Here is a 12201-nt window from a genome sequence, read left to right as displayed (position 1 = left end):
CGTATGATGATGATGTTTTTGTGCAAATGTAACTACAGTTGTATAAGTAAGCATAGTTTTTTTGCTCCCTTTCTCCTCTGATTTTGAAGTTAGTATACTACATGTTTTTTTGAATGAAAAGAAAAATATGAAAAAATTTATAAAAATACGTATTAACGATTAAATATTTACCTATATTTTTCTTGTACTGGAAAATAAGTGAGAGATTGGCAGAGGAGTGTAGCATGGTATAATACATACAGAATTAGAAGGTGACAAGGGGCTAGTGTAGATGGTGAGTAAGTATGAACAAATTTATACAGAAATCAGCAAGTCTATTGATAATAAACAATTAAAAGAGGGATGCAAAATCCCATCAGAAACAGAATTAATGAAGCGGTATGAGGCAAGCCGAGGTACTGTAAGAAAAGCGGTAGATTTATTGCAAGAGCGTGGATATGTTCAAAAAATACACGGAAAAGGTGTTTTTGTATTAAAGCGCAAAAATATTGAATTTAACTTCGGTGGTATTGTAAGTTTTCAAGAAGAAAATGAACGTTTAGGACGTCATTGTATTACAGAAGTCGTGGAAATGGAGAAAGAAAAAGCGACAAAAGAGATTGCAAAACTGTTAAATGTAAAAGAAAAAACCGAAATCGATCATATTAAACGTGTACGAAATATTGATGGAGAAAAAGTAATTTTAGATATAAATCATTTTGTATCTGAATATATTCCTGGGTTAACGAGAGAAATCGCAACTGCATCAATTTATAAATACATTGAGAAAGAACTAGGGCTACATATTAGTTATTCACAGAGGGTAATTGAAGTACAACCATGTACAGAGGATGACAGAAAATATTTAGATTTAAATGGAACAGACTATGTTGTCGTTGTGAAAAACTTTACACACTTGTACGATGGGAGTCAGTTCGAATATACAGAATCACGCCACCGTTTAGATATTTTTCACTTTTCGGATGTGGCGCGGAGAAAGTAAAGAGATGGAACAAAATATTGTTTCGTCTCTTTTTTGTATAAAAAAATCACCAACTCGTATATATGAGTTAACATGTAAGTGTAAACGGTATCAAAAAAAGAAAAGAGGGACGGGAATATGGGGAAAGACTATCGTAAAACAGCAGAGGAAGTGTTGCAGTATATTGGGGGGAAAGACAATATTGAACAAGCTGCGCACTGTGTAACGAGACTCCGTATCGCTTTAAAAGATGAAAGTAAAATAGATAATGATAAATTACAGTCTGTTTCATTAGTGAAAGGAGTGTTTCATAACGCTGGGGTATTTCAAATTGTAATCGGTCCAGGGACGTAGATCGTGTTTACGCTGAATTGATAACGCTTGCAGGATGGATATGATGTAAGTGATTACTACAGTATTGATCCATCTTACGGAACGATGGTATGAAACAAGAAGTAGTAGTATCAAATTATAAAGATTACAGTAAGGATATTACAAAGCTTACGTTAAGACCGTATGAATCAATTGTATATCGATATACGAAATAAAAGGGTTGTATGCCAAGTTGCATACAACCTTTTATTTTAAGACACCACTATACAAAATGTTTACCTCTACTTCAGGTTTGAATTTTACTTTTGCGTAATCTTTATTCCAATTTTTTTTCTTCCATAAGTCAGGATGATAAGCGATGAGATGTCTGCCGATTCCGAAAGCATCACAATTTGCTGTTTGGAGTTTGTTGGTTATTTTTTTCGCTTCTTTCGTGAGCTGTTTAGACAAGGTTTTATTTAATTTTTTTCTTTCTCCCATTTTGTAAAGGTTATCTCTTGGAGCTTCAAGAGCTATTACTTGTAGTTTTAATTTTAGATGAGCGAAAACAGTACCTTTTTTATCAGTTGTTATTTTTAATTCTCTTTTTAGTTTTTGATGGCTAATTTCAAACGTTAAATAATCGGATGTGTTAGACGAATCACTTCCCGTAAGTTTTTGTGTAATATGTGCGCTGTCCCCCATATTCCCTGTTAACAATACGAAGAGTACGGATTGCTGAGCAGGTAAAAGGCCTGTTAATTTATCGTTATTAAATAAGGCGATTCCATTTGTTACTACTTCTTTTCCTTTTAGTTTTATTGAAGGAAGGGTGAAGTCTTTACCAGGGTCTAACATTTTTGTTACCGCTGTTTCTAGAGTTTCCTTTGGGAAAACGCTCATATCTTCTAAACTTTTGATTTTTTTCTTTAGAAAATCTCCAATTAATAAGTTTCCTACCTTTTTTTTCTCAAGTATTGTAGAGGTTTCACCGTCAATTGCAATAAGTTTTACTAGTGCGGTTGGATTTGTTGGATCACGAAAAGCAACGTCTAGATAAGGCAGTATCCCCTTTTTTTGTATTTTCGTTCCTAATAGTTTTACACCATATTTAAAGTATCGAATGTTACCAGTTACATTCTTTTTCAACGAGTCACTTGTGTCACGTATGTTATAGCCAGTTGCAGAGTGTATTTCGTTCTCAAATGAAGACTGCTCGCCGCTAGAACTTTTTACGAGTTCAATCGTTTGCTGAAGTTTATTTTCTTCCGTTATATCGTATCCAAGGCTATAGGCTAATCGGGCCTCTCTTAATGGTTCTTGATCCCAACAGCCAGAAAGGAATGAACTAGCACATAGTATAAAAAGTAATTTAACTCTTTTTTGGAACATACTGTTCTCCTTTCTTATTTCTTATTACTGAATAGAGTAGAAATAAAAGAGGGAGGACCACGATGAAAATATAATGATTTACCTTGTAATAAAAGCTGCACACCATAATTTAAATTTGTTTCTTTTTTCATATTTAATGTGGAAAAAACTTTATCTAAAGACAGTTCAGATCGAGTTAATAGGGGCTCAAGAGCGAGCTGATGAATTAAATTTGGGTCTGCTAAAGATTCGATATATAAGATTGTTCCTTTTCCATTTTGAAAAGGAACATCTAATTTTTTTATATCATCTGAATGGGAAAGTTTGTTTTCGATGTAATTAATGTTCTCCGGAAGTGATGGAAACATATGCTTTTGGCTCTTACTCTCTTGTTGTTTTTTATAATCTGTCATAATTTCCACCTCTTTTAGAATAAAGTCACTGCTGTTAATTTTTGTTTTTTGTGAGAAATTTATGCTTGGATTATTTAATATTAAAGCAGTACTTTTTTCCGTTACTATCGAATTAGATAAGGGATATATAGGAGGGATACATATGGAAATAGCTGTAGAACGAGTTTTTACAAAAGAGATTTTAGCAAGAGCAGCAAAGGCGTTTCATGTAATAGTGGAAGACAAGCCGCTCGGTGATTTTGAGAATTATATTTTTAAGGCGAAGGGCAAAAATAATGAAGATTACGTATTACGCTTAACGCATTCTTCTCATCGTTCTAAAAAAGAAGTAGAAGCTGAAATAGATTTTTTACGATATGTTGCGGAGAATGGGGCAAAGGTAGCAGGACCTCTTTACTCAGCATCTCAAAATCTTGTAGAAGAAATCGTAGCAGAGGATGGGACTTTCTTTTTTGTTTCCCTATTTACATATGCAAAAGGTGAGCAAGTAAAAGGAGAAGAATCGTCTTATTGGGGAGAGGCTTACTTTGAAGCGTGGGGGAAAGCGATTGGACAACTACATCGCCTTACAATGAATTACCCTAAAACAGATTACCGTGATACGTGGGAAGAGGATGAAAGTAGCATTGTTAATGAATTAGAAGATGAGAAAGTGAAAGAGATTGCTACGATATTAATGGATGAAATAAAGGTCCTTCCGATTGAAAGAGAGACATTCGGCCTTATGCACGGTGATATTCATCCAGGTAATTTTCATTATGATGGAAAAGAGCTAACAATCTTTGATTTTGATGATGCATCTTACAATTACTTCATTCATGATTTGGCAATGGTTCTTTATTACTCGGTTTTATTTACACTGTGGACAGCGGAGGAGAAAACGAAATTTGCGCGTAAACAGTTACAAGTGTTAAGAACGGGATACGAATATGAGCATAGGCTGGCGGATAGTTGGTATGAATCGTTACCGTTATTTTTACGTTTACGTGATATTGGTTTATATGGCACACTTCAAAAAAAGTTTAAAGGGAAAGATATGCCCGATCATTTTCGAAAGTTATCAGAAGAGCTATACGAAAGAATTATAAAAAGAGAAGCAATTGTGAATATATAATACATTTTCTTCAAAACAAAGTGTATAAAATAAATATATACTTTGTTTTTTTATACAAAAATATGTTTGTTTTATTAAAATAATATTGTTATAGATTCGGTATGCACTTATAATTTTATATATATTCTGAATATTCTTTATAAAGAAGGAGGGGGTATGGTGGAAGCTTTCGTAAATTGGTTAAATAATATTGTTTGGAGTCCCGCACTTGTTTATTTATGTTTAGGAGTAGGTTTATATTTTTCCATTCGAACGAGGTTTTTACAAGTAAGGCACGTAGGAGAAATGGTGAAGCTTACATTTCAGGGAGAAAAATCAGAGGCTGGTGTTTCTTCATTCCAAGCGTTAGCACTTTCGTTATCAGGACGTGTTGGAACAGGGAATATTGCTGGGGTAGCAACAGCGGTTGCATTCGGTGGACCAGGAGCTGTATTTTGGATGTGGGCAGTAGCCTTTTTAGGAGCAGGTTCTGCTTATGTAGAATCGACATTAGCGCAAATATATAAGACGAAGCATCAAGGGCAGTTCCGAGGCGGTCCGGCTTATTACATTGAAAAAGGTTTAGGAGTTAAATGGTATGCTTTAGTATTCGTTGCAGCAACAATTCTTGCAACAGGACTTTTATTACCAGGTGTTCAAGCAAATAGTATTGCTGTAAGTTTAGAAACGGCTTTTGGTATTAATACTACAGTATCAGGGGCTATATTAGTTGTCGTACTGGCTCTTATCATTTTCGGTGGAGTAAAGCGAATTGTTAACGTAGCACAAGTTGTAGTACCGTTTATGGCAGTTGGTTATATTTTAGTAGCTTGCGTTATTGTTGCTATGAATATTGAAAAATTGCCAGAAGCATTTATGTTAATTATAAGAAGTGCGTTTGCATTAGAAGCTGCTTTCGGTGGCATTATCGGTTTAGCAATTTCTTGGGGAGTAAAACGTGGTATTTATTCGAATGAAGCAGGACAAGGAACTGGGGCCCATGCGGCGGCAGCTGCTGAAGTATCACATCCAGCTAAACAAGGGTTAGTACAAGCATTTTCCGTTTACATTGATACATTATTTGTTTGTTCAGCAACAGCATTTATGATGATTATTACAGGCATGTATAACGTATTTGATGCAAGCGGAAAAAACTTTATCGTTAATAAACTAAACGGTGCGCAGCCAGGGCCTGGATATACACAGGCAGCAGTAGAATCTGTATTCCCTGGTTTTGGAAACGGTTTCGTGGCAATCTCGTTATTATTCTTTGCATTTACAACAATTATGGCATATTACTACATCGCGGAAACGAATATAGCGTACTTAAATCGTGATAAAGACCGTCCGTGGATGTCAATTGTACTAAAGTTTGTATTTTTAGGAGCTGTATTCTACGGTTGTATAAAGACAGCAGCAACAGCGTGGGCTTTAGGCGATATCGGTGTAGGAATTATGGCGTGGGTAAATATCATTGCGATTTTACTATTACAAAAACCTGCATTAGTCGCATTAAAGGATTATGAAAAGCAGAAAAAAGAAGGAAAAGATCCAGTATTCGATCCAGGACCATTAGGAATTAAAAATGCTGATTTCTGGGAACATGAATACGGAAAAGATAAGAAAGAAGAAGTATCTTAATGAACACTCCCCCACTTAGCAAAGCTTGAAGTGGGGGTTTCTAACGTTTCGACCTAACGGACGATTAACGTCAGGGGAGTTAACACATTAGCGAGCTGTTTCACGCCTAACCCCTCTATCCCATTTGTCCATGCATTTGGGATTACTTTTCGTAAAATGTTAGCCGCAGCATTTACATCTGCATTAATTAAAGTTTTATTTGCTGAACGATATATGCCGCGCTTTATTCGTTTTCCTGAAAAAGTTGTATTTTGGTCATTTTCTCCATACGTTGGAATGAAGTCGTTATCCAGAAAACTTGCTTTCGATGTATATGATTCTTCAGTTACAACAACTTGAATGCCTACAGCATTTGCTTTGTATGTAATCATTTGAATCAGTAAACTATGTGGGATATGACAAAACGATTGGTTATTTCTTTTTCCCATATTCGTTTCTTGTTTCCAACTTTTGTTTTGACCAATAACGATTTTACAAACTTCTTCTTGAGCTAGTTTTACGATATGGTGACTAACTTTATGGAAGACGTCTTTTATTTTCAAATAACGTTTTTGATGAAGTTTTTCTATCCTTTTAGAAGTAAAAGGTCCTTCATTAGTTTGTTTTCCATTTCTAAGAACGCTTGTAAAATGACTCTTCATTTACATTTAGAGGTGGGAGTCCTCTCGAAAGGCATGATAGAAATGAAAAAGCAAAGGGAAAATCCCTTTGCTTTTTTTATGGACAAAATGAAGCTGAAAGTTATTTTTTTGCCTATTTTTGAATATAAAAAGAATGTACATGCTTTGTTAGGGGAAGGGGGGAGTATGGTGATTGAGTTTCGTAATGTAAATAAATATTATGGTGACTTTCAAGTTTTAAAAGATATTAATCTTCAAGTACAAAAGGGTGAAGTAGTAGTTGTTGTTGGCCCTTCAGGATCAGGAAAAAGCACGTTGCTTCGGTGTATAAACCAATTGGAGATAATTACAGATGGAGAATTAATTGTACAAGGTACAGAGGTGCACAATAAGAAGACGGATATGAACGAATTACGCCGGAATATTGGGATAGTCTTTCAGCATTTTTATTTATATCCACATAAAACAGTTCTTCAAAATATTACACTAGCACCAATTAAAGTAAATAAAGTTTTAAAAAAAGAAGCAGAGAAAACAGCGATGTTTTATTTAGAGAAAGTAGGAATCCCGGAAAAGGCTAATGTATATCCACACCAATTATCCGGAGGACAACAGCAAAGGGTAGCAATTGCTAGAGGACTTGCGATGCAACCTGAAATTATGCTGTTTGATGAGCCGACGTCCGCTCTTGATCCGGAGATGATTGGAGAAGTGCTTGATGTTATGAAAACGCTAGCTAAAGAAGGGATGACGATGGTCGTCGTCACGCATGAGATGGGATTTGCACGGGAAGTAGCAGATCGGATTTTATTTATGGATAACGGTCAGATTATCGAAGATACAACACCAGTACAATTTTTTGCGAATCCTGAACAAGAAAGAGCGCGTCTATTTTTAAGCCGAGTGTTAAATCATTAAAGGAGGAATTTCATGCTTAAAATGAAAAAGCTTTTTACTTTAATCGTATTCTCATGTTTATTCGTGCTTATCGTTGCTGGATGTGGAAGTAAAAAAGATGAGGCGAAAGAAACGAATACGAAGCAAGGCGGAGCTATAGAGCAAATTAAGAAGCGTGGGAAATTAGTAGTTGGGGTGAAGAATGATACGAATTTATTCGGGCTAAAGAATCCTTCAACAGGACAGGTAGAAGGATTCGATGTTGATATTGCGAAGGCTCTTGCGAAAAAAATTCTTGGTGATGAAAAGAAAATAGAGCTGAAAGAAGTAACGTCTAAAACACGTATTCCCATGCTGAAAAATGGTGATATTGATGCAATTATCGCAACAATGACAATTACGGAAGAGCGTAAAAAAGAAGTGGATTTCTCAGATGTATACTTTAAAGCGGGGCAATCGTTACTTGTGAAAAAAGGGAGCGATATTAAAAGTATTGATGATGTGAAAAAAGGTGTGAAGGTATTAGCTGTAAAAGGCTCAACGTCTACAAATAATATACGTCAAAAATCACCAGAATCGACTGTATTAGAATTTGAAAATTACAGTGAGGCATTTACAGCGTTAAAAGCAGGAAAAGGTGATGTTTTAACGACAGATAATGCAATTCTTTATGGAATGGCAAAACAAGATTCTAATTATGAAGTTGTAGGGAAAATTTTCACGGATGAACCGTACGGAATTGCCGTACAAAAAGGTGCAGATGATTTAACAAAAGAGATTAATAGTTTATTAAAAGATATGAAAGCAAATGGAGAATACGATAAATTATATGAAAAATGGATCGGTCAAAAACAAGAAAAATAAAGTGAAACTAACTGGAAGAAATAATAAGAATGAGAGGATGAGGGATACTCATCCTCTTCTTGTAAAGAAAGAGGGGAGAATATGTGCCGGACTTTTCTATATTAACGAATAACATTGATATGTATTTAGAAGGGTTTAAATATACGGTTATGTCTAGTGTAATTGCATTAATAGGAAGTTTTATTTTAGGAGTAATTTTGGCGGTAATGCGTATTGCACCTATTCGTATTTTAAATTGGATGGGATCTGTTTTTGTAGAGTTTGTAAGAAATATTCCGCTCGTATTAATTGCATTTATATTTTATTTCGCGTTACCTGTAATAGGAATTACGTTAAATGGTTTTGTAGCAGGGACAGTTGCACTGACGGTATATACAGCGGCTTTCATCGCAGAAGTAATTCGTGCTGGTATTTTATCAGTTGCGAAAGGACAAATGGAAGCGGCACGTTCTTCCGGATTAACATATACGCAAGCGATGTATCATGTCGTTTTACCCCAAGCGTTGAAAATCGTAATCCCCCCTTTAGGAAACCAATTTCTCAATTTAGTTAAAAACTCATCAATACTCGGAATTATCGCCGGTGCTGATTTAATGTACCAAGGAGACTTAATTTCAACGAAGACGCTTGTTACGTTTGATGTATATATATTTGTCGCGATGTTTTATTTAATATTAACAATTCCGCTCAGTATGCTAGTGCGTTATTTAGAAAAACGCTTGGCAAAGGAGGCGGTGTAAATGGATTTTAAGGGAGCAATTACAGGGGATCATATTCTATTTTTATTAAAAGGATTACTTATAACGTTAGAGGTAGCGCTCGTAGCAATTGTACTTAGCTTTATTATTGGTAGTGTAATAGGGATATTGCGCTACATGAAAATACCTGTCGTCTCACAAGTATTAGGTTTTATCGTTGAAGTTATTCGAAATTTACCGCTTCTTTTAATTATATTTTTTACGTATTTTGCACTTCCAGAAGCGGGATTGAAATTAGAAATTATAACAGCCACAATTGTCGCTTTAACAATATTTGAAGCTGCAATGATATCTGAAATTGTTCGAAGCGGTCTATTATCTATCGAAAAAGGGCAAATCGAAGCAGCGAGATCTTCCGGATTAACGTATGTTCAAGCGCTTTGGCATATTATTTTACCGCAAGCATTAAGAAGAATGGTTCCGCCGCTTGTCAGTCAATTTATTTCATTGCTGAAAGATACGTCGTTAGCGGTTGTTATATCACTGCCCGAGCTTATGCATAATGCTCAAATTATTAGCGGACAAAATGTAAATTATATGATTCCGACTTTTATAGTAGTAGCTTGTATGTACTTTATCGTAAATTACAGTTTATCAATTTTATCGAGAAGATTAGAACTCCGTTAACCCTTACAATATATGTGAGGGTTTTTCCTTGTTTATCCTTATTTTCCTCTAAATAGAATCTTAATCTTACAATGATTCGATTTTTTGTATTGTTTTATCAGAAAAGTTTTAATTTTATATAGAAATTGTAATCGCTTTCGTGTATATTTTTATTATCAGAAAATTTTAAAAAGAGACAGGGGTATTTGTAGGGGAGGATTAAGATGCAGCAAACAACGAATGAGAAATTACATCGTACGATGAAGAGTAGACATTTATTTATGATCGCACTTGGTGGTGTAATCGGGACGGGCTTTTTTCTAGGGTCAGGTTATACTATTAATCAGGCTGGACCAGGGGGAGCAATTCTCTCTTATTTAGTGGGCGGATTTATTATGTATTTAACAATGCTTTGTCTTGGAGAGCTAACGGTAGCGATGCCAGTTTCAGGTTCTTTCCAAAAGTATGCAACGAAGTTTATTGGACCGGGAACAGGGTTTATGATCGGCTGGCTATACTGGATTGGATGGGCAGTAACAGTAGGATTAGAATTAACGTCGATTGGTTTAATGATGAAAAGATGGTTTCCGAATGTTGATGTTTGGGTATGGTGTCTTGTATTCGGGGTTATTTTATATGCTTCAAACGCTATTTCAGCAAAAAGTTATGCTGAATTAGAGTTTTGGTTCTCTAGTATTAAAGTAGTTACAATTCTCGCATTTATTGTTCTTGGTGGTAGTGCATTATTAGGATTTATACCATATGACGGAAAAGAAGCAGCACCTCTTTTCTCTAACTTTGTAAGTGATGGCGGGCTATTCCCGAATGGACTGGCAGCGGTATTACTTACGATGATTACAGTTAACTTCTCGTTCCAAGGAACAGAGTTAATCGGGATTGCAGCAGGAGAGAGTCAGGAGCCTGAAAAAACAATTCCACGTGCAATTCGTAATACAGTATGGCGTATTATGATATTCTTTATCTTAACAATGACAATTTTAGTAGGGTTAATTTCTTGGAAAGAAGCAGGAGTAATTGAAAGTCCATTCGTAGTTGTATTTGATAAAATCGGTATTCCATATGCAGCTGATATTATGAACTTCGTTATTATTACTGCTTTATTATCTGTAGCTAACTCAGGATTATATGCAGCAACGCGTATACTATGGTCACTTGCAAATGAAGGAATGGCACCAACTTCTTTCAAGAAAGTAAATAAACGAGGTATTCCAATTACAGCACTAGTCGTAACGATTGCTGTTGCAGCATTATCCCTATTAACAAGCTTCCTTGCAGAAGATACAGTATATATGTACTTATTATCTATAGCTGGTTTATCGGCTGTTTCAAGTTGGATCATTATTGCTTTATCGCAACTACGCTTTAGAAGTCAGTATATCAAAGGCGGAGGGAAATTAGAGGATTTAAAGTATAAAACGCCTTTATATCCGATTGTTCCAATTCTAGCTTTAATTACAAATAGCATCGTTGTTATTAGCTTAGCATTTATTCCAGAACAAAGAATGGCGTTATATTGTGGTATTCCATTTATCATTTTCTGCTACATATATTATTATATAAGTAAGAAACGGAAGAAGCCGATGAAAGTGGAGATGGAAAATACACATGAAACTAACAATCAAACACGATGATATAGAGGCAGATTTATCATATGGTCCATTAGCGATTGGAAAAGAAAACGGGTATTCACCGTTACAATTACTCGTTTCTTCCATCGCGGGATGCAGTGCAATTGTCTTTCGCACAATTTTAGAAAAGAAACGCATTACATACGATACGTTTACAATTGAGACTGAAATTGGTAGAAGTGAAGCTTTATCAAAGCCAGTTGAAAGTATTCATTTGCATTATAAAATTAAAGCGGAAAACATTACAGAAGAGCAGTTGGACAAGGCGCTGCAACTTGCGGTGAAAAATTGCACGATTGTTCAATCTGTAAAAGATAGTATAAAGGTTACGGAAACAATTGAACTAATAAAGTGAAATAGAAAAACGTGAGAATACGGCTCTCACGTTTTTCTGTTTTTAACAGAGGGGGAAGTATTATGAAATGTTTAGGTTGTAAATTAGCAAACGAAGAAGAAATGATATATAAAGTATATGAAGATGACTATGTAACTTGTTTTTTAGATCATGAACCTTTCTATCCAGGACATACTTTAATTGTGCCAAAGCAACATGTTTTAGAGGTAGATGAATTAGATGATGTTGTAGCAAAATCGATTATGGATGCTTCTAAGATTATTGCAAAAGCGATTAAGTCGTTATACAAACCAGATGGAGTTACGATTTGTCAAAATGGTGGAATCTTTAACGAGCTAACACACTACCATATGCATGTCGTACCAAGATATAAAGAGCGCTCATTTGCTGAGTTTTATACGATACAACCGGGAGAAAAGCAGAATTATAACTTGGAAGAGACAAAGAATTTGTTAAAAGAAGCGATAGAGCAAATACTGCATATTGAAAAGGTGTAAGAGGATTTTTCTTAGAGATACAATCAGGAAAATTCTAATAAACAAAAGCCCAATTTNNAAATTGGGCTTTTGTTTATTCTGTTATTCAATTTTACGCATTAAAGAATGCTGCCGTGTCACAAATTATATCGTCCATTCGTTATATAGAATGAGAGGAGGAATTA

The 12201-nt window shown here is 35.2% G+C and carries 11 protein-coding genes and 3 pseudogenes; 11 read left to right on the top strand and 3 right to left on the bottom strand.

Features of this window, described 5'->3' with window-relative positions:
* Nucleotides 1-271: 271 nt before the first annotated feature.
* Complete coding sequence (gene treR / locus COC96_RS07750) at nucleotides 272-982, top strand: trehalose operon repressor (RefSeq protein WP_098269234.1); 711 nt, start codon at nucleotides 272-274, stop codon at nucleotides 980-982.
* A gap of 117 nt (nucleotides 983-1099) precedes the next feature.
* Nucleotides 1100-1350, top strand: a pseudogene (locus tag COC96_RS07745) (PTS transporter subunit EIIB); the annotation flags it as partial.
* Nucleotides 1351-1540: 190 nt separating this feature from the next.
* Here the strand turns inward: COC96_RS07745 and COC96_RS07740 are convergent.
* Both COC96_RS07740 and COC96_RS07735 read right to left on the bottom strand, forming a co-directional pair.
* A complete protein-coding gene (locus COC96_RS07740; protein WP_098269233.1) occupies nucleotides 1541-2665 on the bottom strand; it encodes a Ger(x)C family spore germination protein in 1125 nt (374 codons plus the stop codon).
* A 44-nt stretch (nucleotides 2666-2709) separates the two neighbouring features.
* Nucleotides 2710-3057 (bottom strand): annotated as a pseudogene (locus COC96_RS07735) (spore germination protein); the annotation flags it as partial.
* A 142-nt stretch (nucleotides 3058-3199) separates the two neighbouring features.
* Between COC96_RS07735 and COC96_RS07730 the strand changes: the two are divergent.
* Nucleotides 3200-4171, top strand: a complete 972-nt coding sequence (locus COC96_RS07730) for a phosphotransferase enzyme family protein (RefSeq protein WP_098269232.1) — start codon at nucleotides 3200-3202, stop codon at nucleotides 4169-4171.
* Nucleotides 4172-4330: 159 nt separating this feature from the next.
* Nucleotides 4331-5791, top strand: coding sequence for an alanine/glycine:cation symporter family protein (locus COC96_RS07725; protein WP_098768619.1), 1461 nt, complete (start codon nucleotides 4331-4333; stop codon nucleotides 5789-5791).
* 53 nt (nucleotides 5792-5844) lie between these two features.
* On the opposite strand, the pseudogene COC96_RS07720 reads toward COC96_RS07725, so the two are convergent.
* A pseudogene (locus tag COC96_RS07720) lies at nucleotides 5845-6432 on the bottom strand (IS200/IS605 family accessory protein TnpB-related protein); the annotation flags it as partial.
* 42 nt (nucleotides 6433-6474) lie between these two features.
* On the opposite strand from COC96_RS07720, the gene COC96_RS07715 reads away from it, so the two are divergent.
* The 7 genes from COC96_RS07715 (at nucleotide 6475) to COC96_RS07685 (ending at nucleotide 12037) form a co-directional block, all read left to right on the top strand.
* Nucleotides 6475-7329, top strand: a complete 855-nt coding sequence (locus COC96_RS07715) for an amino acid ABC transporter ATP-binding protein (protein ID WP_306475330.1) — start codon at nucleotides 6475-6477, stop codon at nucleotides 7327-7329.
* Between the two features lie 12 nt (nucleotides 7330-7341).
* Nucleotides 7342-8172, top strand: a complete 831-nt coding sequence (glnH, locus tag COC96_RS07710; RefSeq protein ID WP_098269229.1) for a glutamine ABC transporter substrate-binding protein GlnH — start codon at nucleotides 7342-7344, stop codon at nucleotides 8170-8172.
* 83 nt (nucleotides 8173-8255) lie between these two features.
* Nucleotides 8256-8912 (top strand): amino acid ABC transporter permease, encoded by a 657-nt coding sequence (locus tag COC96_RS07705; RefSeq protein ID WP_098269228.1) that lies wholly within the window; start codon nucleotides 8256-8258, stop codon nucleotides 8910-8912.
* Nucleotides 8913-9557 carry an amino acid ABC transporter permease gene (locus COC96_RS07700; protein ID WP_098768617.1) on the top strand — a complete coding sequence of 215 codons (645 nt, stop codon included), beginning with the start codon at nucleotides 8913-8915 and terminating at the stop codon, nucleotides 9555-9557.
* A 203-nt stretch (nucleotides 9558-9760) separates the two neighbouring features.
* Nucleotides 9761-11188 carry an amino acid permease gene (locus COC96_RS07695; RefSeq protein WP_088232533.1) on the top strand — a complete coding sequence of 476 codons (1428 nt, stop codon included), beginning with the start codon at nucleotides 9761-9763 and terminating at the stop codon, nucleotides 11186-11188.
* Complete coding sequence (locus COC96_RS07690) at nucleotides 11163-11540, top strand: OsmC family protein (RefSeq protein ID WP_098269226.1); 378 nt, start codon at nucleotides 11163-11165, stop codon at nucleotides 11538-11540. Before COC96_RS07695 ends, COC96_RS07690 begins: the two co-directional genes overlap by 26 nt.
* A gap of 62 nt (nucleotides 11541-11602) precedes the next feature.
* Nucleotides 11603-12037: an HIT family protein gene (locus tag COC96_RS07685; protein ID WP_255287957.1), complete on the top strand. Its 435-nt coding sequence runs from the start codon at nucleotides 11603-11605 to the stop codon at nucleotides 12035-12037.
* Nucleotides 12038-12201: the final 164 nt, after the last annotated feature.

This window comes from Bacillus cereus (genome assembly GCF_002577405.1).
In the GTDB taxonomy this organism is placed as follows: Bacteria; Bacillota; Bacilli; order Bacillales; family Bacillaceae_G; genus Bacillus_A; species Bacillus_A cereus_AU.
Note: the sequence above shows the minus strand (reverse complement) of the source record. Positions and strands in the feature narration are given on the sequence as shown.